The organism is Gillisia sp. Hel_I_86, from assembly GCF_007827275.1.
Classification (GTDB): domain Bacteria; phylum Bacteroidota; class Bacteroidia; order Flavobacteriales; family Flavobacteriaceae; genus Gillisia.
The window spans coordinates 3,914,074-3,939,365 of record NZ_VISE01000001.1 but is presented as its reverse complement, the minus strand read 5'-3'; the positions used below and the strand labels follow the sequence as shown (position 1 = coordinate 3,939,365).

The following is a 25,292-nucleotide window of genomic DNA, read 5'->3' as shown; positions in this document are numbered from 1 at the left end:
CTACAGTTCTTTTGTCACCCTAATTTATTTTAGGGGTCTCAATCTACTCTATTGATTCTTAGTGTAAATGGATTCTAAAACAATTCCGATAGCTACCGGAACAGAATGACGTTATATAACACTTTATTATACTTTACGGGTATACTTTAAGATTTTAAATATTTTCCAAAAATTCCAATGTATCAATATTATCTGCGTAATCCCATAATTGAGGGTATTGTGTTTTGCCGAAGGAAACCCCATTTTCCATAAAATTATTGGCGACAATACATTGTAGATTTTCTTTATTGGCTTCGATTGTAGCTTTTAAGGTTTCTAAATCTGCATATTTTTCATAAAATAGTGTCGCAATAGGGGATCCAAAACTTTGATCTTCTTTTAGCACTAAAAACCCATTATCCAACATTTTAAATTCACTCATCAGGTAAACCGCCTTGTTATAATCGTAATTATTGGCATATTTAGCATGATTCATTAAGGATGCCCAAGGAACTAAGGCCTTATAAAAAGCATCGAAATCATAGTTCTCTGGCACATATAATTTAGATACACTTCTACAGCCCAAACCAAAATATCTAAAAATATCATGACCTAAGGCCTCCAGATCTTCTGGAGTTTCATCGCCAGTTAAGATCGCCACAGAATTTCTATTTTTCCTGATGATGGATTTTTTGTTAGCAAAATAATATTCAAAATATCTTGAGGTATTGTTACTGCCGGTAGCGATTACCGCATCAAAATTGTTCATTCTGTCCTCTGTGAATTCAATTTTTTCTTCATAATCTGGATCTAATGAAATAAGATAATTGGCAAGAATGGGTAGCAAATTCTTATCATTTGAAGATTGCTTTACCAGCACTTTATGTCCTGCGATCAATACCGAAATAAAATCATGAAAACCAACCAAGGGGATGTTGCCAGCCATTATAATTCCTACTGTTTTCGATTCGATATTTTCGAAGTTATAAGGTTTTGACCAAGCACCTAAATTAGCCGGCGTAAGGGATTCGCTCCAACCTTCCAGGGCAAAAAGGATATTATCTTTGGTGAACCAACCGTTATAATGAATAGCGCGTTCTATTTGTTCCTTAAAGGGCTCAAAAAATTCAAGATTATTCTTCACCTCTTTGTGCTGTTCCATGCCATCTCTTCGGAATTGGTTTAAAAACTTGCCCAGTTCTATAAAATGTGATTTTCGCTGTTCAATTGACATAAGGCTTATTTGGTTATGAATTGTTTTGGCTTTAAATTTGTGCTGGCGAAATTAAAAGTTATAGAATTAAAATCGCCTATAAATCAGTGAAAACTTAAAACCAGATTACTGGCGATTTATTGATTTCAATTTAAATTTACTAATAAAAGAATTATGGCAATTATAATAACAGATGAATGTATAAACTGTGGTGCATGTGAGCCAGAGTGCCCAAATACCGCAATTTATGAAGGTGCAGATGATTGGAGATATGCCGATGGAACCGATCTGGAAGGAAATGTGATCTTACCAGATGGAAAAAAGGCAGATGCCAATGAAGCCCAAGAACCCATAAGTGACGAGATCTATTACATAGTACCCGATAAATGTACAGAATGCAAGGGATTTCATGATGAACCACAATGTGCGGCTGTGTGCCCGGTAGACTGTTGTGTGCCCGATGACAGTCATGTGGAAACTGAAGAGGAATTATTGGCCAAACAACGTTTTATGCATCAGGAATAGCAGTAATTTTAACTCCTTAAACCAACAAATCCCGCAATTCTCTTGTGGGGTTTGTTGGTTTCACACTAATTGTACATCCGTTTTTTTCCTATAGTTGTTTTGTCGCCCTGAATTTGTTTCAGGGTCTCTATTTACTATAGTGATCCTTAGTGTTATAAGATTCTGAAACAAGTTCAGAATGACGTTATTTATCATTTTATGATACTTTACGGATATACAAATTATACTATATAGAAATAAAATTTATTTTAATTGCCGCTGAATTTTTTCTATTGCATTCTGAATAGATTTTTCAGGCTCTATGATATTATTGTTCCCCCAAAATTCTGGATCAGAAAAGCCAGAGATGTCGTCTACCATTACCACAGAAGGCCTAATATAATTCATATCCTTTCTAGGTTCTTTATTAGTATAATCTTCCCAATTGGTCACTACCATTTCACTGTTTAAAGTATATCTGGAATTAAACAATCGTTTGTTCCAATCTACTTTAAATTCCAAAAGCGCATTTCCATAACTATAATACCATTTACCGTTGCTCTGTAAATAATGTATTTGATAATTAACATCTATTGGGTAAACTACTGCTTTCTTGGGTTTGCTCTTCACGAACATTTTTGATGCTGCCTCCTTGTCGTCTACATTTAATTTATAGGACGCTTTTATTAAACTGTTGGTTTCGGCATCTATAAAAAGCTTTCCATAATACCAAGGCAAGGATTTATTGATTTCCTCAAAATCTACTACATACACATATTTATTATTGATTTTTGTAGGTTGCTCAAAACTGAACCTAAATTCATCTAAATTCTCCTGCTCAAATACAAATTCGTTATATTTCATTAAATCCACATATAGAGTATTGAAAGGGCCACCTCTTAATTTTATTGCCAAGGTATCCAGCCTATTATAGTCGGTGCTTTTCCTAGCTTTATATATTGCGACCACATCTTTTTTAGGAGAATCATTAGGTTGTTTATAGATTTTTACCACAGCCTCTGAAAGGGAGGCGTTTTTTCGCCTTTTTTTTATGATCTCCCTATAAAATGCGGTCATTAATGTAGGATCACTGAAGTAATTAGAACCTCTGTTCCCCAACATAATAAATACCAGTTTTTTAGGGTCTTCAGCTTTAAAAATACTTACCTCTGTAAGAACTTCTATGGATTGCTGTAAAGTGATTCGGTTATTATCTTTAGTTAGTGAATTTACGGGAACAATTTTGCTTCTATACCCTAAAAAAGAAACGGTGACCCTGGAATTCATAAGATCTGCTGGAATTTTTAAAGAAAACTCCCCCTCGTTATTGGTAATTGTGGATATGTTACTGTTCTCCACAGTGAGATGTGCAGAAATGATAGGGTCTCCACTACTATCGTCCACAACTTCCCCTTTAAATTCCACATATTGATATTTATTTGCATCCATGTTTTGCTGAAAATAACTTGGGTAGACCAGGTCCGGCGTGAAGAAAATAAAAACTACAAATAGTAAGCATTCCATAGGGTTTATTTTAAAGCCATTAAATTGAGTTTTCATAACAAGGTATTTTAGGTTAATGTAAGCTCTATACTTACTAAGGTATTGATTTTTACTATATTATTAGTAGTATTAAGGGGATTAATGTTTGCAGAATTTCGGTATTTTTAAATTGTTTTTTTTTTTAACTTCAATAATATTCATGAACAACATAATTTATAAATCTTGTACTTTAGAAAAGGAATTGGTGAATATTCTGGAATTGCAGAATGAAAACCATTATTCTTCTCTTTCTGCAGGAGAAATAGTATCTCAAGGGTTCTTGACCTGCACACACAGCTTGGAATTATTGAGGAATCTGAATGATGTCGCACCACATATTATTGCCACATCCAATAATAAAGTGATTGCATATCTACTTACGATGACAGCGACTGCCGAAAGAGATCTGCCTTTTTTAAAACCTATGTTCAATGAGTTTAGAAAAATAGCATATAAAGATAAAACGATATCAGGCTATAACTATTTAATTGTTGGGCAAGTTTGCATAGCAAAAGGTTTTAGAGGTCAAGGTATTTTAGAAGAGAACTATCACTTATATAAAACCCTTTACAGGGATAAATTCGATTTTGCAATCACTGAGATCGCTACTCGAAATGAACGTTCCCTAAAAGCTCATAAAAGAATAGGTTTTAAAGAAATCCATAGATACTTTTCTCCAGAAGGTGAGGAGTGGAGTATTGTAATTTTAGATTGGTAGGGTACACAAAATAAAAAGTCGATAATTAGCTAAAAGACACTGTTTTATCGAGGAATACATCATTTAGGGTGATAATGTTACTCGTTTAATCCCTTATTGAGGGTTTAATTTCCCGAGGCTTGCCTCGAATTTTTAAAATTATTTTCCAATGCATAGCTAGTGGGCTTGCCCCGAGGTTCTTGATTTATATTTCGAGTTTAAATTTTCACTGGTTAATTATTTAATGTTTCAAAATAGGAATTTGGGTTCTTTGTTATCACTTTTCAATGCGTACTAAAAATATAAAATAAAAAAAACAGTTATTTCCTTTTCTTTCTCAATTCACCCACGATAAAGACCTTATTGAAACAGAATGCAATGCAATGGCAAAAAGTTTAGACGAGTTAAAAGTGCTTCAGGAAAGATCTTTGAATGAGAATATTGTTAACATCTTGGGCATTGATAAAAACGAATTTAGAAAGCGTTTTACGGATGAAACCGACGTCAAAAAAAGAACTCGGTACATTCTGGATATTTCAAAAATAGCTGAAGATAAGATCGTGGAAGAGCGCAATAAGAACGGAGAAAATTGGAAACAGGATTTTTATAATAAAATGGTGACGGTGCAAAATTTAAAAATTAGATTTGGCACCTTGACCTTTAGAATCCTAGATAATTTAGATAAATATAAGCTGCTAATTGAAAAGTAGAAACAAGACGAAGATTTAAAACATAGAATAGCCCAATTGGATCTAAAACTTAATTTGGTGCGAAACAATTTAAATCCACAAGATTATATAAAAGCTTCTACTGAAATGTATATAGTTGAATAGGGAATCCTATCCAGTATTGGTTGGCAAGGAATTAACGGGCATAAACGTAATATCATTGATTTTCCAGTGAAGCTTTTTGATCTCTGCTATACCTGTTTCTAAGTAAAGAGAAGGATCTAAATCTGGGGCAAGCACTACAAATACTTCTCCAAAATATACCTGGCCATGTTCCCTAAATCTAACATTAGCCATAATTACCCAATCCCAAGAATTAACCAATTCCTCAATAGTATCTACTAATTCATCTGGTTTAGAATCATCTACATGTACCGGTCTTCGGTCCATTAGGTCTTTGATGGCATCCTTTAGGTTAATAAAACCATCCTTTATAACGGAGATAGATATAAATAGTGCGGCGGTGGCATCCATCCACCAAAAACCCAAACCAACGCCTAATATTCCAAGAACTGCAGCAAATGCGGTCATATAATCTGCTTTTTGGGTATTGGCATCTGTGTATAAAATTTTATTGTGCAATTTTTTTGCAATCGGTAATTTTTTGTATCCCAATATCATAGAAGGGATTGCACTATACACCAAAGCCGCGATCATTAACCAGCCCATCCAGATTTGATTTCCCATAAACATCATAGACCCAATGGTAGGATGATCTTGGGAAATAAGTGAAACAGCAGAGTCAATAGCCAGAAAGCAACCCATTCCAAATAATGCTAAAGCACCTGTTAAAAATGCGATACTGAATACTCTGTGATATCCGTAAGGGAAATTTACATTTGGTGTTTTATTGTGAAAGCGAGTAGCGATTAGAAATGAAATAGCGGGCAGAGTACTTAATGCATCCTCCAACCATGCGGTTTTCATTGCTTGAGAAGATCCCATCACCAAATACATCAAAATAATGGTAGAAAGTAGATAGAGCAGAGTCAACCATTCAAGGAACTTCGCCTTTTTAAGTAATGGCTTTAGATAGTCGGGTAATTCGAAGGTTTCAAAACGACTCATTTTAACTTGAGGTTAAAAAGGAATGATTCCAAAAAATACAATAATTTGTTTTCACCTTTCGCTATTAAAATCACATGGCCTCCTTTATCATATGGAGCTGTTAGGCCAACTTTTTCTTTCCATACTGTTTTTTTGGTAAATCCGCCCACCAAAATATCAATTTTATAATTCTCCAATTTATCAATAAGATCGGTTTCATTTCCAGGTTCATAGGTAAGCTTAAGTTTATGCTTATCGGCAAAAGCTTGAATTAATTCTATTTCTGAGCCGGTGTAGGATGAATCTTTCTGAAATGTATATGGAGGGTTGGAGTTAACCCCAATATGCAAACCATCCTTCTGAATATTTTCCCAAGTATTCTCCTGGTCTTTAGGGATATTACAAGAAAACTGAAATATTAATAGAATAAATAAATAAAAATTCTGAAGAATATACTTATAGTTCATCTATTTAGAATTAAATAAAAACAGTACTAAAGTAAAAGATAAGTATAGAATTAAATCGACTTTAAGATTTATTTATAATGTGAAGTAAGGATTGTTAATTTTCAAAAAAAAGGCGGGAACTAATGTTCCCGCCTTTTTAAATATTAAAGTTTGTGTTAGAACCGAAGATTTAATTTAGCATAGTAATATGCTCCACCAAAGCCCATTTGGACAGAATCCCAGTATCCACCACCTTCACTCCAGTCATCTTGTTGATCTGGATATACGTTGAAAAGGTTGTTACTACCAACATTTAATTTTAGGTTATTACTTATTTTATATCCTAAATTTAGATCGGTAGTTATTTTAGAACCGTAAGTATCTGTTGCTGCTGCAATCTGATCCTCAAAAGTTCCATAATCTGCAACATCTTCAAAAGTTTGGAAATCTAATAATTTCACCTCACTAAATCGATTCACTCCTAAAGCAACATCAAATTTATTGATGTCATATTTTAAGTTTAAGATCAACTTACTGTCTGGGGCTGATGCTAATAAAAACGCTTTATCTCTTTCTCCAAAGAAAGTTTGTTCATCTAGTGCTCCATTTTTTACATCGGTAATCTCCATATCATTAAAGTTTCCTATAAAGCTAGAAGTTAAAGTTCCTTCACCCAATTGCACTTTATGGGAAAGAACAATGTCTAATCCCATAGTTTTAGTATCCGCTCCATTTGCAAAGAACTGTGCAGCTTCAACATTTTCTATTTGTGGAGCATCAAAGTTTCCTGTTAAAACTATACGGTCTTGAATGTCTATATAATATCCATCTACTGTGGCCGTGAAATTTCCAAAATTTGCTGTAAAACCTAAAGAGGCATTAAATGCAGTTTCTTCTTGCAATGGTCCAATTCCAAAAGATGCAGTTACCGGACTATTATTAGGAGACAATAAAGATTCTAATGCTTCTCCACCTACAAAATTGGTGAATTTTAAGTTGTAATAAATCTGCGCTAATGAAGGAGCTCTGAAGCCTGTACTTACAGATCCTCTTAAATTCACACCATCAGTCAACTTAAATCTCGTTGCTAACTTACCATTAAGTGTGCTTCCAAAATCGCTGTAATCTTCAAACCTTGCTGCTGCCGCAACCAAAAATCTATCTGTAAATTCAAATTCCCCATCTACATAAAAAGAGACGTTAGATCTGCTTCGATCTACCTCATTCGCTGGTCCATATCCAGGGAAACCTTGAGATCCACCAGGTCCAGCTGGTAATAAAGCTGTAATAGGGTTTGGAATAGTTTTGTCATTCATATCTAAAACAGGATTTCCATCTACATCTCTAACAACGTCATCATAGGCATTGTTAACAGACCCAGTACCATCATAAGTGGCATAAGATCCTTCTTCTCCTTCGAAGATTACGAAGTTCTCAGTTTTATATTCTGCACCAAATGCGAAGTTTACACCTTCCAATAAGTCTTCATAATACTTAGAGAAATCTAAATTAACTGTGTTTTGGCTTAAACTATGTCCACCGGCATCAAAATTAGTTGGTGAATTATCTTGCAAAGAAGCGTTTAAAGTTCCCTTAATATAATAATGGAAAAAGTTCTTTCCCCAAGTATTGCTTACATCAATTTTCCAACCGCTTTCAGTTTCAGTTCTAAAACCTGCTGCAACAGAATTATCGGTAATTATAGAGGTAATTCTTGGAGTAAACCCATCAGGGTAAATACTCACAACGTTTCTCTCTGTGGGATTGTTTCTGGTAAATGCAAATGCATCGGTATCTCTATAATTTCTACCCCCAAAAGCATAAAACTCGGAATTATCGGTTAACGGTATAGCTACATTTCCGAAGAAATTAAATCCATCTATCGCCGCTTCTCCAAAACCTCTTCTAAAATCGAATCCAGGTCTAAGCGTTTTGTTTTTACTTATATATTCTGTCGTGAAGTTGGCAAAACCACCTTCTCCAATCCCAACACCATAGTTAGCGGTAACTTTAACAGATTCTCCATCGAAAGATTTATCGGCTCCAATTTGATTTCCATCTCTTTCGGTATCCAATCTATTTCCATCTGTATTTGGAGTTCCTTCAGGAAAATCTCCCTCTGCATTCGTATTATAGAAACCATAATTTACATTTCCGGTAAATTTTCCAACTTCATCATTCAATACAAGATTTATAACCCCCGCAATGGCATCAGATCCATATTGTGCGGAAGCTCCATCTCTTAAGATCTCGATTCTTTTTATTGCTGAAGCTGGGATCGCATTTAAATCTGTTCCCGTATTACCACGACCTCTTGTTCCAAAAATGTTGATTAATGAAGATTGGTGCCTCCTTTTACCATTTATTAAAACCAAGGTCTGATCTGGTCCTAAACCTCTTAACGAAGCAGGGTCTATATGATCTGCACCATCCGATCCAGATTGCTTATTTGCATTAAATGAAGGAGCCGCGTACTGCAACAATTCATTTACTTCAATTCTACCTGTTTGGGTGGATATAGCAGCTACATCTATAACATCTATCGCAACAGGAGTATCGGTAGCTGTACGTTTTGGGCTTCTAGACCCTACTATTTGAATTTCTCCCAAGGAAACCCCATCTGCCAAAGAAACATTTATTGTAGCTCTTCCAGCAACAACTTCTTCGGTTTGCTCAAACCCAACATAACTAAAAACCAGTGTGGCATTTTCGCTAACCGTGATGGTGTAATTTCCGTCGAAATCTGTTGTTGTACCATTAGTGGTACTCTTTTCGAAAACGTTTACTCCTGGAAGTGGTACGCCGGAGTTGTCTGTAACCGTTCCATTAACTTGCTGTGCCATTAGGAACCAGGGAGCAAATACTAGGGTAAAAAATAATAAAATTTTGTTCATAAGTAATTTTTTTTAGTAGTTAATTAATTGTGATTTAAATGAAATGTTTCTCGAGAAAGTGAAGGGGGGTATCCTGTTAAAAACACTGAAAAAATATAAATCTAGACAAGAATAACAAAAAATTATATAAACGAAAAAATATATGGACTAGGATATAACGTAATTTTATGCATGAATTTTAAGTTCAAATCACGAAAGTTGCGATCCACTTGAATTTGTTTCTTTAAACTCTCACTTCATACTTACAAGATTAAAACCTATCTTTGCAGCCGCAAAAACAAAGCATTAAATTTTATTGTATGAAAGCTGGAATTGTAGGATTGCCCAATGTTGGAAAATCAACGCTGTTTAATTGTTTATCTAATGCAAAGGCGCAAAGTGCAAACTTTCCTTTTTGTACCATAGAACCCAATATTGGGGTTGTAAATGTGCCGGATATGCGGCTCCAAAAATTGGAGTCCTTGGTACACCCAGAGCGTGTGTTGCCTGCAACTGTAGATATAGTAGATATTGCTGGTCTTGTTAAAGGAGCTAGTAAGGGTGAAGGTCTAGGAAATCAGTTTTTAGGAAATATTCGTGAAACCGATGCGATCCTTCATGTGTTGCGTTGTTTTGAAGACGATAATATTGTGCACGTAGATGGTTCTGTAGATCCTGTTAGAGATAAGGAAACCATAGATATGGAGCTTCAGCTAAAGGATCTTGAAACGGTGGATAAAAAATTGGAGAAGGTGAAAAGAGCTTCTAGAACGGGTAATAAGGAGGCTCAAAAAGAAGAAGCAGCTTTATTAAAAGTGAAAGCCGGTCTGGAAGCGGGAAATTCTGTAAGAGCATTGGAACTTACCGATTCGGAAAGAGAGGAATTTATAAAAAACCTGCAACTAATTACAGATAAACCGGTAATGTATGTGTGTAATGTAGATGAAAAAGCTGCTGTAAATGGGAATGAATTTGTAGCGCAGGTGAAAGAAGCTGTAAAAAATGAAAATGCGGAGGTTATAGTTTTGGCAGTAGGAACCGAAGCTGATATTACCGAGCTGGATGATTACGAAGAGCGCCAAATGTTTCTTCAGGATATTGGGTTGGATGAACCGGGTTCAGCAAAACTTATCCGTGGAGCCTACAGACTTCTTAATCTTCAAACTTATTTCACGGCAGGAGTTAAAGAAGTGAGAGCTTGGACAATACCAGTGGGGTCTAGCGCGCCACAGGCTGCAGGAGTGATACATACCGATTTCGAAAAAGGATTTATTCGTGCCGAGGTGATCGCTTATGAAGATTTTGCTTCTTTTGGGAGTGAAGCCAAAGTAAAAGAAGCTGGTAAAATGAAAGTAGAAGGGAAGGAATACATTGTTAAGGATGGAGATGTGATGCATTTTAGGTTTAACGTGTAGTTCAAAATAAAATATTATCAGAATATAAATCTTGCAGCAATGTGGGATTTTTCTGTTTTTTGGTAAAAAAGAACATTTGATCTCTGAATGATTGTTTTTTTGTTGGTAATACTTTTTCCAACCTACATTTATATTTCACGTCATGCTGAACTCGTTTCAGTATCTCAGTATTTTGCAAAGAGACCCTGAAACAAGTTCAGGGTGACTAGATTTCTAAGTAATTACCCGGAAAATAATAATAGGCAGCTCTTATTAAATCATTCTTGATTTCTTTGTTAATTACTTTGTTGGCTACCTATTTCAATTATTTATTGTAACCCTTATATTAGCGACTCAACGGCACAAACTATTTATGATCGAGGAAACCAAGTATACCGAAGATAATATTCGTTCTTTAGATTGGAAGGAGCACATTAGAATGCGCCCTGGAATGTATATTGGAAAACTTGGTGACGGTTCTACTGCAGATGATGGCATCTATATTCTTCTTAAGGAAGTTTTGGATAACAGTATCGATGAATTTGTGATGGGAACGGGGAAGACCATTGAGATCTCCGTTCAAAATCAGCGTGTTATTGTTCGGGATTATGGTCGCGGGATTCCATTGGGAAAAGTGGTAGATGTAGTTTCTAAAATGAATACCGGGGGTAAGTATGACTCCAGGGCATTCAAGAAATCGGTTGGTTTAAATGGGGTTGGAACAAAAGCTGTTAATGCGCTATCTTCTAATTTTAAAGTAGAATCCACCAGGGATGGAAGATCTAAATCTGCAGAATTTGAGCAGGGGAATTTAATGAATGAAGAAGAACTTGATGAAACCTCTAGACGCCGTGGCACAAAGGTTTCGTTCACTCCAGACGAAGGCATCTTCAAAAACTTTAAATATCGTAATGAGTATATCGAAAAGATGCTCAAAAATTATGTGTATTTAAATCCTGGCCTTACTATCATCTTTAATGGGCAAAAATTTTATTCAGAAAATGGATTAAAAGACCTTCTGGGGGATAGTATTAATGAAGAAGATCAACTTTATCCAATCATTCATCTTAGAGGGGAAGATATTGAGGTTGCACTTACACATAGTAAAACCCAATATTCTGAAGAATATCATTCATTTGTAAATGGACAAAACACCTCTCAAGGGGGAACGCATTTAATAGCCTATAGGGAATCATTGGTAAGAACGATCCGGGAATTCTTCGGGAAGAACTATGAATCTTCCGATATTCGAAAATCGGTAGTGACTGCAATAAGCATAAAAGTGATGGAGCCAGTCTTTGAAAGTCAAACGAAGACAAAGTTGGGTTCTACAGATATGGGTGGAGATTTGCCTACTGTGCGGACATATATAAACGATTTTCTGAAAAAATACTTGGATAACTACCTCCATAAGAATCCAGAAACTGCCGAGAAATTACAACGAAAGATCTTGCAAGCGGAGCGCGAGCGCAAAGAATTATCCGGAATTAGAAAACTAGCAAAGGATCGGGCCAAAAAAGCTAGTTTGCACAATAAAAAGCTTCGGGATTGTAGAATTCATTTGGGGGACAGTAAAAAGGAAAGGTATTTAGAATCTACACTTTTTATAACAGAGGGAGATTCTGCGAGTGGTAGTATCACTAAATCAAGGGATGTAAATACACAGGCTGTTTTCAGTTTAAAAGGAAAACCGTTGAATAGTTATGGCCTTTCCAAAAAGATCGTATACGAGAATGAAGAATTCAATTTATTGCAAGCGGCATTAAATATAGAGGAATCTATTGCAGATTTACGATATAACAATATTGTAATCGCAACCGATGCCGATGTGGATGGAATGCATATTAGGTTGTTATTAATTACTTTTTTCCTTCAGTTCTTTCCGGAACTTATTAAGGAAAACCATTTATATATCTTGCAAACCCCGTTATTTAGGGTTCGGAACAAAAAGGAAACAATATATTGCTACAGTCAGTTGGAAAAACAACAAGCGCAGGAAAAATTAGCCGGGAAAGTAGAGATTACACGATTTAAAGGACTTGGAGAGATCTCTCCAGACGAATTCAAGCATTTTATTGGAGAAAATATTAGATTGGATCCTGTAATGTTGGACAAGGAAATGTCTATTGAAGAATTGTTGAGTTTTTATATGGGCAAAAATACGCCAGACAGGCAGGAATTTATAATAGATAATTTAAAAGTCGAACTCGATTTGATAGAGGAATAGCCTATGAGGTTTAAAAACACTACTGAAACCAAGCTTGTTCCTTCTATCTACATGATAATTGTCGCGGCTTTCGTTACCAATATCTTTGTGAATATAGAGTTGATGGCTTCAGATAATGAGAGCACTATCACTTTTAGTCATTTTCTGCCCAATATATTATTAATACTCTTCGGAATATATTTTCACAGGATTGGACAGTCTTTCGATTTCGATAGCGATGGGGAAACCCTGAACTTTAAGAACAACGGGTTGTTTTTTTCAAAATTCATGGAATACCGTGTGAAAAGAGCAGAATTTCCTAAAGGAAAATTGATAGATTTTAAAGTAACGGATTTTTTTATTTACGCAACGCTCAAAATTTATATTAGGAGTAGAAGAAAAAAGGGCCCAAGAAAATACACCTTCAATATTACTTTTTTAAATAAAAAGAAGAAAAGAGGAATGATCGAGTCGCTTAGAAAAGTACTTGAGAAAAATAAAGAAGAAGCTTAATGGATTTAGAATATCAAGATAATTCCCAAGAAGCACCAGAGGAACAGGAGCAGTCTAAAGAAACACTTATTCGGGTTACAGGAATGTACAAAGATTGGTTTTTGGATTATGCTTCCTATGTAATTTTAGAACGTGCCGTTCCCGCTGTAGAAGATGGTTTTAAACCAGTACAGCGCAGGATCATGCATTCCATGAAAGATCTGGATGATGGGAGATATAACAAAGTTGCCAATATCGTTGGCCATACCATGCAGTATCACCCGCATGGGGATGCGAGTATTGGGGATGCCATGGTGCAGGTGGGGCAAAAGGATCTTTTAATAGATATGCAAGGGAACTGGGGAAATGTTTTTACCGGGGACCGTGCAGCTGCACCTAGATATATTGAAGCTAGACTGTCCAAATTTGCTTTGGAGGTCATTTATAATCCCAAGATAACCAATTGGCAATTATCCTACGATGGTAGGAAAAAGGAGCCGGTAAATCTACCTGTTAGATTTCCATTATTGCTTGCGCAAGGGGCAGAGGGAATTGCGGTTGGATTAAGTACCCGCATTTTACCTCACAATTTTATGGAGCTTATAGATGCTTCCATAAAACATTTAAAAGGCAAGAATTTTAAATTATTTCCAGATTTCCCTACTGGTGGAGAAGCAGATGTTTCAAATTACAATGATGGCAAACGGGGTGGAAAGGTAAGGGTTCGGGCAAAAATTTCCCAATATGAGAAGAATGTATTGGCTATAACAGAGATACCCTTTGGTACCACAACCACTTCTTTAATAGAATCTATCTTAAAAGCTAACGATAAAGGCAAGATAAAGATCAAGCGAATTGAAGACAACACTGCAGAGTTTGTAGAAATATTGATCTATTTGCCGCCAAATGTGTCTCCAGATAAAATGATAGATGCATTATATGCATTCACGACTTGCGAGAATTCAATTTCTCCCTTAGGCTGTGTGATCATAGATAATAAACCGATCTTTCTTGGGGTTTCCGAAATGCTGAAACTGTCTACAGACCATACGCTTAGTCTGCTGAAAAGGGATTTGGAAATCAGGCTGGAAGAATTTGAAGAACAATGGCATTTTGCTTCATTGGAACGAATTTTTATAGAAAACAGGATCTATCGGGATATTGAAGAAGAAGAGACCTGGGAAGGAGTTATAAAGGCCATTGATAATGGTTTAAAGCCACATATCACCCATTTAAAACGTGCGGTGACCGAAGAGGATATTACCAGGTTAACAGAAATTAGAATTAAGCGTATCTCTAAATTCGATATAGATAAAGCACAACAAAAAATTGATTCCCTAGAAGATGAAATAGCACAGGTAAAACATCATTTGGATCATCTTATAGACTTTGCTATTGCCTATTTTACAAGGTTAAAAAAGGAATATGGAGCAGGAAGGGAACGTAAGACAGAGCTTAAACTGTTTGATGATATAGAAGCTTCTAAAGTAGCTATGCACAACACAAAGCTCTATGTAAACAGGAAAGAGGGTTTTATAGGAACCTCCTTAAAGAAAGATGAGTTTGTTGCAGATTGTTCAGATATCGATGATATCATTTGCTTTACGGCAGATGGAACAATGATGGTCACCAAGGTAGACTCCAAAACGTTTATTGGGAAAGATATTATTCATGTGGCAGTCTTTAAAAAGAAGGATAAACGCACGATCTATAATTTGATCTATCGTGATGGCAAAGGAGGTTCTTCTTATATAAAAAGATTTGCGGTTACTTCTATAACGAGAGATCGGGAATATCCTGTTTCTCAAGGTAAAAAAGATTCCAAGATCCTTTATTTTTCAGCAAATCCCAATGGAGAAGCGGAGGTGGTCACGGTTTATTTAAGGCAGGTAGGCAGTATCAAAAAACTTAAGTTTGAAGTAGACTTTGCAGATATGGCGATAAAAGGCCGAAATGTGAAAGGAAATATTGTTACCAAGTACGCAGTTAAAAAGATAGAACTGAAAGAAGAAGGGGTTTCTACCCTAAAACCTCGTAGAATTTGGTTCGATGATAGTGTAAAGAGGTTAAATGTAGATGAGCGTGGGGAGTTGCTTGGGGAATTTAAGGGAGAAGACAGGCTGTTGCTTATTACCCAAGACGGGGTTGCCAAGACCATTAAACCTGAATTGACAACTAGGTTCGATGATGAATTCATCGTTCTGGAAAAATGGTCTCCTAAAAAACCTATTTCAGCAATTTACTGGGAGGCAGAGAAAGAACGTTATTATGTAAAGAGGTTCTTGATGGAAAACGAAGACCGGGATGAGCAGTTTATAGGAGATCATGAAAAGTCTTATTTGGAACTGGTTTCTACAGATTATATTCCACAAGTTGAGCTTGTCTTTTCTAAAATAAGGGGAAAGGATGCCAGAGAAAATCAAATAATCAATATTGAAGAATTTATTTCGGTAAAGGGGATTAAAGCCCTTGGAAATCAGCTTACCACGGAAAAAATAAAACAAATAAATTTATTGGATCCCGTGCCTTATGAGGTAGAAGAAGTGGTTCTTGAGGAATTGGAAGTTTTGGAAGAGGAAGTTGTCGATGGAGAAGAAGGTAAGAAGGAAGAAAGCGCTTCTGATGTATCATCGAAAGTGAAAAATAATGGCGAGGAAAGTCAAACAAAATTATTTGATGAGTAATGGGGTTATTTAAAGAATTCAAGGAGTTTGCTGTTAAAGGCAACATGATCGATATGGCAATAGGTATCATTATAGGTACCGCTTTCAATAAAGTTGTGGACGTTCTGGTTAAACAAGTAGTGATGCCACCTCTTTCCATGCTTACAGATGGAATTAAATTCGCAGACAGGAGAATTGTTCTTCGAGAAGGAATAGATGCTGCTAAAGCCGGCGCGGGAGAAGTAACTGAAATTGCCATTGGTTATGGTGCTTTGATAGAAGCGCTGCTGGATTTTGTGATCATTGGATTTACAATTTTTCTGGTTGTAAAGTTCATGAACAGCTTTAGAAGAAAAGCCCAAGATCCTAAAGATAAAACCGTTGAAACCCCTAAAGAAATTCAGTTGCTCTCTGATCTTACAGATTTAATGCAAGAGCAGAATGAGCTTTTGAAAAATAGGAGAAGCGAGCTTTAATCTATAAATTTCCTCGTAGTCCCTGCTTGGGATGTTGCGTCCATATATCACTGCATGTAAAGAAATAAAGAGGCAAGAACCAAGAATCAAGACAACATTCTAGTTTCTTGGCTCCTGTAGCGCAGCGAGATGCCGATACCTTGATAACTCTGTCTGGCGGTAGTTCAATTTTCAATCTTAATTACAGTTCCTTTATTCTTCTTCGCATCGCCAACCAAACCATATTCAAAAGTGTAGGAATCATCTTTAGTAGTAAGTATCTTGATATGCAAAGGCTTTTTTTCTGCTATATTCTTCGGGTGCAGATTCTTTATTATATACTCGCAATCGTTGATCCATCTTACAGAGGAGGTGTCCACAGATCCTTGAAAAGTGTCAATTTCCAGCGTGTCATTCCTAGTGAAGGTAGAGGTAACAAGCTCTCCATTTAAATAAGATTCAAATTCAAAGGTTCCTGTATGGAATTGTTTACAGTTTTTCTCTGGGGAATAACATGAGCTTAAAAGGAAAACGAAACAGAGGCAGGAATAAATTTTTTTCATTTAAATGAGATTTCAACGATCATTAAGTTTGCTTTATTTAGGAAAGTAATAGTGATCATTTGGATTAAAAACCCATTATGGGCTTTCATGCTGCAAAATAAAGATAATATAGCCTAATTATCAATTTTCGAAGGCCTCAAAAGTACCATCTTCATAAAAAAGCACCACTCGTTTAATTGTTTTAGCCGAAAAGTTGCTTCCGGGAAAGCTCTTTGGTGTAAAGGAACTTTCAATTGGTTGTGCAATTTTAGATTTTTCATCATTAATTAATGGGGCAGGAGCCTCAGGTTTTTGAGATGGGATTGTTTTATCTGGTTCCGATTTTGGAAAATTCCCTTTCCCATTTAAGAGCCAATACAATTCTACTTCAGGATACGTTTGCACAATTTTAAGCACAAAATCCAGGCTAGGTTTATTTCTTCCGGAAAGAATATGCGAGATGGAGGAGCGGCCAACGTGGATGGCATCTGCAAAAACCGCCGCAGAAATATCGTAATAATCCAGGATTATTTGCAGCCTTTTCGAGAACTCTTCACTGTTTACCATTGTAAATTAGAGATTGCTTTTTATTTGTTCACAAATGTAAAACATTATATGAACTATTGCAAGTTACAATTGTAATTTATTATCATTTATATGAACTTTATCTTTATGTAGCATAGTATAAACAACTAAAAACAAATAGTTTATATATTAAAATATAAATTAATGGAATTTTTCCATTTCTCATGCTGATCAATTCCCCTTAATTGTTTACTATTGTAAACAGAAATGTAAATCCCTATTGTTTACAATTGTAAATTAATGATTATTTACTTTTGTAAACATGATAAATATTCCACCATCAATTTTAAGGGACTACGCGATTTTTAAAGAAGCTGCTTTAAATGGGAGATACATAAATGCCACACATATTTCCGTGCCTTTAAAAAAAGCTGCCTCAAATTTTGAATCAGAAATTTTAGGTGAATCAACTTTAGGCGAACCCATCCATCTAATTAAAGTTGGCACGGGGAAAGTTAAAATCCTTATGTGGTCTCAAATGCATGGAAATGAATCTACAACCACTAAGGCTGTTTTCGATATGCTAAATGTGTTTAGCAATTGTTCGCAGGATTCTGTTGTAAAGAATATGGTAAGCAATTGTACCTTATATATAATCCCAATGCTAAATCCAGATGGCGCTAGAGCTTATACTCGTGTAAATGCCAATGAGATCGATTTAAATAGGGACGCAAAGGACTTGTCTCAAGTGGAAAGCCGGGTTTTAAGGGCGGTATTTGATGATTTTCAACCAGATTTCTGCTTCAATCTTCATGACCAGCGAACCATTTTTAGTGCGGGATCAAAGGAATTTCCTGCTACCTTATCGTTTTTAACCCCTTCAGAAGATCTTGAAAGAACAGTAACGCCATCCAGGACAGGTTCCATGAAAGTTATAGGGGCTATCTATAAAGATCTCTCTCAACTTATACCAAACAGAATTGGCAGGTATGATGATGGTTTTAATGCCAATTGCACTGGGGATGCCTTCCAAAGCATGGGCGTGCCAACCATTTTGTTTGAAGCTGGTCATTCCTATGGGGATTATGCTCGTGATAAAACAAGGGAATATGTCTTTTATGCTCTTTTTTCAGCTTTAAATGCAATTTCTACTCAATCTTACAAGAAATTTGATACTTCGGTTTATTTTAATATTCCTGAAAATGAGAAGCTTTTCTATGATGTAATATTGAGGAACGCAGAGGTTAATGGCCAGATCGTCGATATTGCCATTCAGTTTAAAGAAATTTTAATGGATACCGAAATAAAATTTTTGGGCAGCATAGAAAATATATCTCCTAAAATAGCGTTTTTTGCACACAAGGAAATTCAATGCGATTTTGAGCGGGTCACACTTCCCGATAATAAAGAACTCATCGAAAACGTTATAGTTAATAAAATTCTCCTTAAAAATGAATTTTTAATGATAAATTATGAAAAAAATTAAATTTCTTTACTAATTGTCTTGCCAATTTGTACTAATTTTGTGTTTCATTAAAAGACTTTAAGGATTATGGCAAAATATAAATTAGACGAAACTGATCATCAGATTCTGGATATGCTAATCGAGAACACGCGTACTCCGTTTACTGATATTGCTAAAAAATTGAATATATCTGCAGGGACCGTACATGTGCGTGTTAAGAAAATGGAAGAGGCACAAATAATTTTGGGTTCCACACTCACGTTGAATTACGAAAAATTAGGATACGCTTTTATTGCCTATGTAGGTATATTTTTGAAGAATACCTCGCAAACAAAATTCGTGTTGGAGCGTATTAACAACATACCTTTCGTGACTGTTGCTCACGTAACTACAGGGAAATTCAATGTTTTCTGTAAAATACGTGCTAAAAACACACAACATGCAAAAGAGATCATATTTCAGTTAGATGATATCGAAGGGGTTTACAGGACCGAAACGATGATCTCCTTAGAGGAAAGCATGAATGATAAAAAGCGATTGATGCATTCTATCTTTAATGAATTGTAAATAGCTTGAATTTTCATAAAAACCCTTTAGGCCTATTGGAATAAAGGGTTTTTTTAAACTTTGGATTTTAATTTATTTTATATATCTGTTTTTTGCCCTAATAGTTCTTTCGTCACCCTGAGACCCGTGATAAAAAAATTATCCAGCGTAGGAAATTGACGTATTTTTTATATAAGCGATGGGATGCTGAAACAAGTTCAGCATGACGACAATTTCGCATCGTCACCCTGAACTGGTTTTAGGGCCTTGGATTCACAAATAAATAAAAATCCGTCAATGGTAATTTATTTCAGGGTCTCAATATTGCATTGGTTTACATTGAAATGAGATTCTGAAACTCCCGAACGGTCGGGACAGAATGACGTCCTTTTTCAGTTCAGGATATTTTACGGACAAACAATTTATTTTTCGACATTCTTATGAAACTATCAGATTTAAATACTTCAGAATATAATGCCTTTTATCAACCCTATATAGATAAACTTCCAGACGATCATTTGGTTCCAATTTTAAAAGATCAAAAAGTTGAATTTATAAATTTTTTAAATGGGTTAAAGGAAGAAGATTTAAAGCTTTCTTATGCTGAAGGGAAATGGAACGTGGCACAGGTGCTCCAGCACATTATAGATACAGAGCGTATTTTTCAATATCGCGCCTTAACGATAGCCCGTGGGGATGTAACGCCGCTTCCAGGCTTCGATCATGATGCTTACGTTCCCGTTTCTAAAGCACATAGAAGAAGCCTTAACAGTTTTATTAAGGAATTCAAATTGGTGAGAGAAGCTGGGATTGCTCTTTTTGAAAGTTTCGAAGAAGAAATGTCCGGTAAACTTGGAGAAGCAAGTAAATCGCAATTAAGCCCACGTGCAGCTGGGTTTATTTCTGCTGGCCACCAAAAGCACCATTTATTATTGTTTAAATCACATTACGGATTATGATGAAGCCTAAGAACTTCTGGAAGCTTCTAAAACAGTCCTATGTAAGTTGGAACAGTAATGACCCATGGGCAAGAAGTGCCATTATTGCCTATTATACCTTATTTTCATTACCGTCTTTGCTTATTATTATAGTGAGTATTGCAGGTTATTTTTTTGGAAGGGAAGCGGTAACGGGAAGAATCACCGGTCAAATAGCTGAATTTATTGGTGAGGATTCTGCTATTATCATAGAAAACATGATAAGTAATGCCGCTTTGAGCAGCAATTCTACACTTGCAGTTATTTTTGGGGTATTTATGTTGATTTTTGGGGCTACAGGGGTGTTTTTTCAACTTAAAAAAGCGATGAACAATATCTGGAACGTAGCTGAAAAAAAGGAGACTTATTTCAGAATGCTCATGGATCGGGTGATTTCGTTTGGAATGATCCTGGTTATAGGGTTTTTAATGCTTTTGGGGCTCATAGTTTCAGCAATCATTAGGATGCTCAGCGATTATATAGAAAGTTATGCACCTGCTTTAACTGCACTAGGTCTCGATATAGTGAATTCATTGCTTTCTCTCGTATTTATTACCCTGCTTTTTGGCTCTATTTTTAAACTATTGCCAGATATCAAAATTAGATGGAAGGTTACCCTCTTTGGTGCATCATTAACCACAATCCTTTTCTTAATAGGTGAATATTTAATTGGGATCTATTTTGGTAGAACAGATCCTGCATCGGTATATGGAGGAGCCAGTTCTATGGTCCTTATTTTACTTTGGGTGAATTATACTTGCTTGATTATGTTCTTTGGAGCAGAATTTACTGTTCAGTATGCACGATATAAAAAAGAAAAAATAACACCTACGGAATTTAGCGAACCTGCAATTCATCAAGAAATGGAAAAATTGGAGGAGAAAAAGCAAAAATTAAAGGAGGACGATAAAGTTAGGGAGGATTTGGAAACGAATGACTCCAAAAATGATTAAAAACTGAACCGTATTTTAGCAGACGTTTAACCATATCCTGCGATTTTTTATAAACTCCTTAATAACATTGGAGCACCTTAAAAAGTATCTTTGACATAATTAGAAGTTAAACACTAAAACAAAAAGATTATGAAAAAGAGAATAGCCATTTTGGCAACAGATGGATTTGAAGAAAGTGAGCTTAAATCTCCTAAAGATGCGATGGAGAAAGAAGGGTTTAAAGTTGAAATAGTTAGTTTGAAATCTGGAAGTATTAAATCTTGGTCGGACGGCGATTGGTCTAAAGAATGTAAGGTAGATAAAACCTTGGGCGAAGTGAATGCCAAGGATTATAATGCACTGGTTTTACCAGGAGGAGTTATAAACCCGGATAAATTAAGAAGAGAAGAAGAGGTGTTAACTTTTGTGAGGGACTTTTTTAATCAAAAAAAACCGGTAGCAGCTATATGCCATGCAGCTTGGACTTTAATTGAAGCAGATGTAGTAAAAGGTAGAAAAATGACCTCATTTAACTCTATTAAGACAGATCTTGAAAATGCGGGTGCGCATTGGGTAGATAAAGAAGTGGTTGTAGATGAAGGCTTGGTTACCAGTAGAACCCCAAATGATTTGCCGGCTTTTAATGCGAAGCTTATTGAGGAAATCCACGAAGGGAAGCACGAGAAGCAACATTCCTAGACCTTTAATTAAAACACAAAATAAAAAAGCGGACTATTTAAAAATAGACCGCTTTTTTATTCTTTTAATCGAGATCGTCATCATCTTCTTCGCCATCGTTTTTTTCTGGAATTTCAACAATTGGCTCATTAAAATCGGAATCATCATAATCTTCCTCATCGTAGTTTGCCATGGTATTCTCTAACTTGGTACTTACTTTGACCAAATAGATAGAATCTTCTGTACGTACTTCCACAGCTTCAATATGCTCATTTTTGGCATTTTTAAATGAAATTACATGGTCATCATCATACCCATCGGGATATTTGTCTACCAATAAGCTCAAAATTTCCGGAGTTAACTTTTTGTAATCCACAATGATTCTTTTCATACCTAAGATTTAATGATGCAATTATAGTAAAATTAACATTATTTTCATGCGGTGGAATTAATTTTAAAATTAATTTTTAAGATAATAATCCATCGCCTGTTTTAATTGGTTATTCGGCACTATTACATCTAATTCAGCTTCCCCAAAATCCTTCAAAAGGACGAAATTTATGTTTCCATGTGAATTTTTCTTGTCGAATTTAAGAAGATCAAGGACTTTTTCATAATCTTCTTCAACCAGATTTATCTTTGGAAATAACCCGTTGATTTTTTTGGTGACCTTCTTTAAGTTGTTCTCGGAAAAACCGCATATTTTATGGGATAGATAGGTGGCCATGATCATTCCTGCTGCAATTGCCTCTCCATGGAGTAACGTGGTTTTATTTGGATTGGTCAAAAAATAGGATTCTATGGCATGTCCTAAGGTATGTCCATAATTAAGGGTTTTTCGGATATTTTTTTCCGTAGGATCTTCCTTGACAATCCTGGATTTTATCTCGATGGATTCCATAATAAGACTGTCAAGATCTTCTAATGCAAGAGCCTCAAGATTGGTTGCTTTTTCCCAATATTCTTCGCTGGCAATGAGGCCGTGTTTTAAAATTTCTGCCAAACCGCTGCGCATTTCATTTGCCGGTAGCGTTATAAGATAGTTGGGATCTATCAACACCATTTCAGACTGATTGATAACCCCGATCTGATTTTTTAAATTCCCAAGATCTACTCCGCATTTTCCTCCAACCGAAGCATCCACCATTGCGAGCAAGCTGGTGGGTACGTTTATATAAGCGATTCCTCTTTTGAAAGTGCTGGCAACAAAGCCACCAAGGTCTGTAATAACCCCGCCTCCCAGGTTGATCATAAGGCTTTTTCTATCTGCTCCCAATTCAGACAGGGTTTCCCAAATTCCAGAACAGGTTTCGATATTTTTGTGCTCTTCCCCAGCATCCATCTCAATAATTTCAATAGTTACATCTGTTTCTAGCTGTTGAAGAAACGTATTTAGGCAATTATTGTGGGTATTGGTATCTACCAGGACAAAGATTAGGGACGGCTTGGAAGAGCTTAGGTAATTGGATAATTTGGTGTACCCGTTTCCTGTATAAAAAATTGGAGCTTGACTAGCTAAAACAATCATATTTTTAGAGGTTTTGTTCAAATTTGTAAATATCGAAAATAAGCAGAAAATAATAAAAATATCCTAACTCAATAATTATATTTGTAACATTAATATCTTATAAATGATCACACAAAAAATCTTTGACGATACCAAAACAGCTTTTGAACTAAAATCCAACGAAGAACTTAACCGGGCCTTATTTTTATTCAACATGATAAATAGGCCAAGCTTAGTGAAAATTGGCACTTATCTTACCAAAGTATCCTTAAAATTGCATTTACCAGTAGAGGGTCTTATTAAAAAGACCATTTTCAATCAATTTAGTGGAGGTGAAACCACCGAAGATTGTATGAAGGTGATCGATAAAATGTATACCAAGAAGTTGCATAGTATTTTGGATTATTCTGTTGAAGGAAAAGAGGAGGAGGCACAATTTGATGCTGCCATGAAAAAGAAAATCAGTGTTATTGAATTTGCTTCAGAAAAGAAAGAACTTCCCTATGCTGTTTTTAAGCCAACAGGAATTGGAAGATTTGGGATCTGGGAGAAAGTTTCTTCTAAAGAAACTTTAAGCATCCAGGAAGAAGAAGAGTGGGCACGCGTTAAAAATAGGGTAGATCTTATTTGTGAAGCTGCTTATAAGAATGATATAAGTGTTTTGGCAGATAGTGAAGAATCATGGATGCAAGATGCCGTAGATGATCTTATTGAAGAGATGATGGAAAAATACAACAAGGAAAAAGAGATTGTATTTAATACGCTGCAATGTTATAGATGGGATAGATTGAATTACTTACAAGCTTTGCATCTCAAGGCGAAAGCTGCCGGCTATAAGCTGGGGGTAAAGATCGTTCGGGGAGCATATATGGAAAAGGAAAATGAACGCGCACATAAAATGGGATATCCAACTCCCATCTGCGAAAGCAAAGAAGCTACAGATGTAAGCTTTAATGGGGTATTAGCCTATTGTTTGGCTCATATAGATGATATTTCCCTATTTGTAGGCACCCATAATGAAATGAGCAATTATCTTGCTTTACAAATAATGGAAGATAAGAATATTGCCATTAATGACTCCCGGGTATGGTTTAGCCAATTATACGGAATGAGCGATCATATAAGTTTAAACCTTGCTAAAAAAGGATACAACACGGCAAAATTGGTGCCTTTTGGCCCTGTTAGGGAGGTAATTCCCTATTTAATTCGAAGAGCAGAGGAGAACACCTCTGTAAAGGGGCAAACCGGTAGGGAGCTAGCTTTGCTCATAGAAGAAAAAAAGCGCCGAAAAGGAGAGCCTACCAAAGGGAATCGAGAATAATTTGAAACTTATGGGTTTCATTTCCAAGTTTATTTATTTTAAGCTCTATAAATGGAAAATTCAAGGTGCTTTTGATAAAAATATCGAAAAATGTATTTTTATTGTAGCTCCCCACACAAGTTGGTGGGATTTTTCCCTAGGGGTATTAGTTCGGAATATCTTGGATTTGGAAATAAATTTTGTTGGAAAGAAGGAGTTGTTCAAGCCACCTTTTGGTTGGTATTTTAGATGGATGGGAGGAGCACCCGTTGATAGGGTTTCCAAAGAAAAGAAAGTTGCAGCAATAGCGGCTATTTTTGAATCCAAAAAAATCTTTAGATTGGCTTTATCACCCGAAGGGACCAGGAAAAAATCCAAGAGGTGGAGAACGGGGTTCTATTATATTGCTGAAGCAGCCAATGTTCCCATTATAATGGTCGCTTTTGATTATGGCAAAAAATCAACCAACTTTTCTGAGCCTTTTTATACCACAGGTGATATTGAAAAAGACCTTCCAAAAATTCAAAGTTTTTATGAAGGTGTTCAAGGGAAATTTCCAAATCAATTTTAGTTTCTTAAGA

At 35.8% G+C, this 25,292-nt stretch carries 24 protein-coding genes; 15 read left to right on the top strand and 9 right to left on the bottom strand.

Annotated elements, in window-relative coordinates; genetic code table 11:
- Positions 1 to 154 precede the first annotated feature (154 nt).
- Complete coding sequence (locus JM83_RS17585) at positions 155 to 1,213, bottom strand: acyl-CoA reductase (RefSeq protein ID WP_144963393.1); 1,059 nt, start codon at positions 1,211 to 1,213, stop codon at positions 155 to 157.
- Positions 1,214 to 1,366: 153 nt separating this feature from the next.
- Here JM83_RS17585 and JM83_RS17580 point away from each other — a divergent pair, with 153 nt between their 5' ends.
- Positions 1,367 to 1,717 carry a 4Fe-4S dicluster domain-containing protein gene (locus JM83_RS17580; RefSeq protein ID WP_144963392.1) on the top strand — a complete coding sequence of 117 codons (351 nt, stop codon included), beginning with the start codon at positions 1,367 to 1,369 and terminating at the stop codon, positions 1,715 to 1,717.
- Between the two features lie 243 nt (positions 1,718 to 1,960).
- Here the strand turns inward: JM83_RS17580 and JM83_RS17575 are convergent, their stop codons facing one another.
- Positions 1,961 to 3,256, bottom strand: a complete 1,296-nt coding sequence (locus JM83_RS17575; protein ID WP_144963391.1) for a carboxypeptidase-like regulatory domain-containing protein — start codon at positions 3,254 to 3,256, stop codon at positions 1,961 to 1,963.
- Between the two features lie 142 nt (positions 3,257 to 3,398).
- Between JM83_RS17575 and JM83_RS17570 the strand changes: the two genes are divergently transcribed.
- Positions 3,399 to 3,956, top strand: coding sequence for a GNAT family N-acetyltransferase (locus tag JM83_RS17570; RefSeq protein ID WP_144963390.1), 558 nt, complete (start codon positions 3,399 to 3,401; stop codon positions 3,954 to 3,956).
- Between the two features lie 362 nt (positions 3,957 to 4,318).
- Positions 4,319 to 4,645 (top strand): hypothetical protein, encoded by a 327-nt coding sequence (locus tag JM83_RS17565; RefSeq protein WP_261376858.1) that lies wholly within the window; start codon positions 4,319 to 4,321, stop codon positions 4,643 to 4,645.
- 129 nt (positions 4,646 to 4,774) lie between these two features.
- Here JM83_RS17565 and JM83_RS17560 read toward each other — a convergent pair whose 3' ends face one another.
- The 3 genes from JM83_RS17560 to JM83_RS17550 all read right to left on the bottom strand — a co-directional run bounded on the left by JM83_RS17560 (position 4,775) and on the right by JM83_RS17550 (position 9,050).
- Positions 4,775 to 5,731, bottom strand: a complete 957-nt coding sequence (locus JM83_RS17560; protein ID WP_144963389.1) for a cation diffusion facilitator family transporter — start codon at positions 5,729 to 5,731, stop codon at positions 4,775 to 4,777.
- Positions 5,728 to 6,177 carry a substrate-binding periplasmic protein gene (locus JM83_RS17555; RefSeq protein WP_144963388.1) on the bottom strand — a complete coding sequence of 150 codons (450 nt, stop codon included), beginning with the start codon at positions 6,175 to 6,177 and terminating at the stop codon, positions 5,728 to 5,730. The genes JM83_RS17560 and JM83_RS17555 overlap by 4 nt, the downstream gene beginning before the upstream one ends.
- A gap of 155 nt (positions 6,178 to 6,332) precedes the next feature.
- A complete protein-coding gene (locus JM83_RS17550; protein WP_144963387.1) occupies positions 6,333 to 9,050 on the bottom strand; it encodes a TonB-dependent receptor in 2,718 nt (905 codons plus the stop codon).
- A 299-nt stretch (positions 9,051 to 9,349) separates the two neighbouring features.
- Between JM83_RS17550 and ychF the strand changes: the two genes are divergently transcribed.
- The 5 genes from ychF (at position 9,350) to mscL (ending at position 16,260) form a co-directional block, all read left to right on the top strand.
- Positions 9,350 to 10,444, top strand: coding sequence for a redox-regulated ATPase YchF (gene ychF, locus JM83_RS17545; RefSeq protein WP_144963386.1), 1,095 nt, complete (start codon positions 9,350 to 9,352; stop codon positions 10,442 to 10,444).
- Between the two features lie 352 nt (positions 10,445 to 10,796).
- A complete protein-coding gene (locus JM83_RS17540; RefSeq protein ID WP_144963385.1) occupies positions 10,797 to 12,650 on the top strand; it encodes a DNA topoisomerase IV subunit B in 1,854 nt (617 codons plus the stop codon).
- 3 nt (positions 12,651 to 12,653) lie between these two features.
- The gene (locus JM83_RS17535; RefSeq protein WP_144963384.1) at positions 12,654 to 13,142 is read left to right on the top strand and encodes a hypothetical protein; all 489 of its coding nucleotides are present in this window, start codon (positions 12,654 to 12,656) and stop codon (positions 13,140 to 13,142) included.
- Complete coding sequence (locus JM83_RS17530) at positions 13,142 to 15,805, top strand: DNA gyrase/topoisomerase IV subunit A (protein ID WP_144963383.1); 2,664 nt, start codon at positions 13,142 to 13,144, stop codon at positions 15,803 to 15,805. The genes JM83_RS17535 and JM83_RS17530 overlap by 1 nt, the downstream gene beginning before the upstream one ends.
- Complete coding sequence (mscL, locus tag JM83_RS17525; RefSeq protein ID WP_144963382.1) at positions 15,805 to 16,260, top strand: large-conductance mechanosensitive channel protein MscL; 456 nt, start codon at positions 15,805 to 15,807, stop codon at positions 16,258 to 16,260. Before JM83_RS17530 ends, mscL begins: the two co-directional genes overlap by 1 nt.
- Before the next feature lie 164 nt (positions 16,261 to 16,424).
- Here mscL and JM83_RS17520 read toward each other — a convergent pair whose 3' ends face one another.
- Positions 16,425 to 16,802 (bottom strand): DNA topoisomerase IV, encoded by a 378-nt coding sequence (locus tag JM83_RS17520; protein WP_144963381.1) that lies wholly within the window; start codon positions 16,800 to 16,802, stop codon positions 16,425 to 16,427.
- 120 nt (positions 16,803 to 16,922) lie between these two features.
- Positions 16,923 to 17,348 carry a helix-turn-helix transcriptional regulator gene (locus tag JM83_RS17515; protein WP_144963380.1) on the bottom strand — a complete coding sequence of 142 codons (426 nt, stop codon included), beginning with the start codon at positions 17,346 to 17,348 and terminating at the stop codon, positions 16,923 to 16,925.
- Between the two features lie 280 nt (positions 17,349 to 17,628).
- Between JM83_RS17515 and JM83_RS17510 the strand changes: the two genes are divergently transcribed.
- From JM83_RS17510 to JM83_RS17490, 5 genes are all read left to right on the top strand, one after another.
- The gene (locus JM83_RS17510) at positions 17,629 to 18,792 is read left to right on the top strand and encodes a M14 metallopeptidase family protein (RefSeq protein WP_144963379.1); all 1,164 of its coding nucleotides are present in this window, start codon (positions 17,629 to 17,631) and stop codon (positions 18,790 to 18,792) included.
- Positions 18,793 to 18,858: 66 nt separating this feature from the next.
- Complete coding sequence (locus tag JM83_RS17505) at positions 18,859 to 19,338, top strand: Lrp/AsnC family transcriptional regulator (protein WP_144963378.1); 480 nt, start codon at positions 18,859 to 18,861, stop codon at positions 19,336 to 19,338.
- 419 nt (positions 19,339 to 19,757) lie between these two features.
- Positions 19,758 to 20,276: a DinB family protein gene (locus tag JM83_RS17500; RefSeq protein WP_144963377.1), complete on the top strand. Its 519-nt coding sequence runs from the start codon at positions 19,758 to 19,760 to the stop codon at positions 20,274 to 20,276.
- Positions 20,273 to 21,247 (top strand): YihY/virulence factor BrkB family protein, encoded by a 975-nt coding sequence (locus JM83_RS17495; RefSeq protein WP_144963376.1) that lies wholly within the window; start codon positions 20,273 to 20,275, stop codon positions 21,245 to 21,247. Before JM83_RS17500 ends, JM83_RS17495 begins: the two co-directional genes overlap by 4 nt.
- Before the next feature lie 129 nt (positions 21,248 to 21,376).
- Positions 21,377 to 21,925, top strand: coding sequence for a type 1 glutamine amidotransferase domain-containing protein (locus tag JM83_RS17490; protein ID WP_144963375.1), 549 nt, complete (start codon positions 21,377 to 21,379; stop codon positions 21,923 to 21,925).
- A 64-nt stretch (positions 21,926 to 21,989) separates the two neighbouring features.
- On the opposite strand, the gene JM83_RS17485 is transcribed toward JM83_RS17490, so the two are convergent.
- A complete protein-coding gene (locus JM83_RS17485) occupies positions 21,990 to 22,295 on the bottom strand; it encodes a hypothetical protein (RefSeq protein WP_144963374.1) in 306 nt (101 codons plus the stop codon).
- Between the two features lie 69 nt (positions 22,296 to 22,364).
- Positions 22,365 to 23,432, bottom strand: a complete 1,068-nt coding sequence (gene aroB, locus JM83_RS17480; RefSeq protein WP_144963373.1) for a 3-dehydroquinate synthase — start codon at positions 23,430 to 23,432, stop codon at positions 22,365 to 22,367.
- A 103-nt stretch (positions 23,433 to 23,535) separates the two neighbouring features.
- On the opposite strand from aroB, the gene JM83_RS17475 reads away from it, so the two are divergent.
- Together JM83_RS17475 and JM83_RS17470 are read left to right on the top strand one after the other, a co-directional pair.
- On the top strand, positions 23,536 to 24,732 hold the full coding sequence (locus JM83_RS17475; RefSeq protein WP_144963372.1) for a proline dehydrogenase family protein: 1,197 nt from the start codon (positions 23,536 to 23,538) through the stop codon (positions 24,730 to 24,732).
- Between the two features lie 10 nt (positions 24,733 to 24,742).
- Complete coding sequence (locus JM83_RS17470) at positions 24,743 to 25,282, top strand: 1-acyl-sn-glycerol-3-phosphate acyltransferase (RefSeq protein ID WP_144963371.1); 540 nt, start codon at positions 24,743 to 24,745, stop codon at positions 25,280 to 25,282.
- Positions 25,283 to 25,292 lie beyond the last annotated feature (10 nt).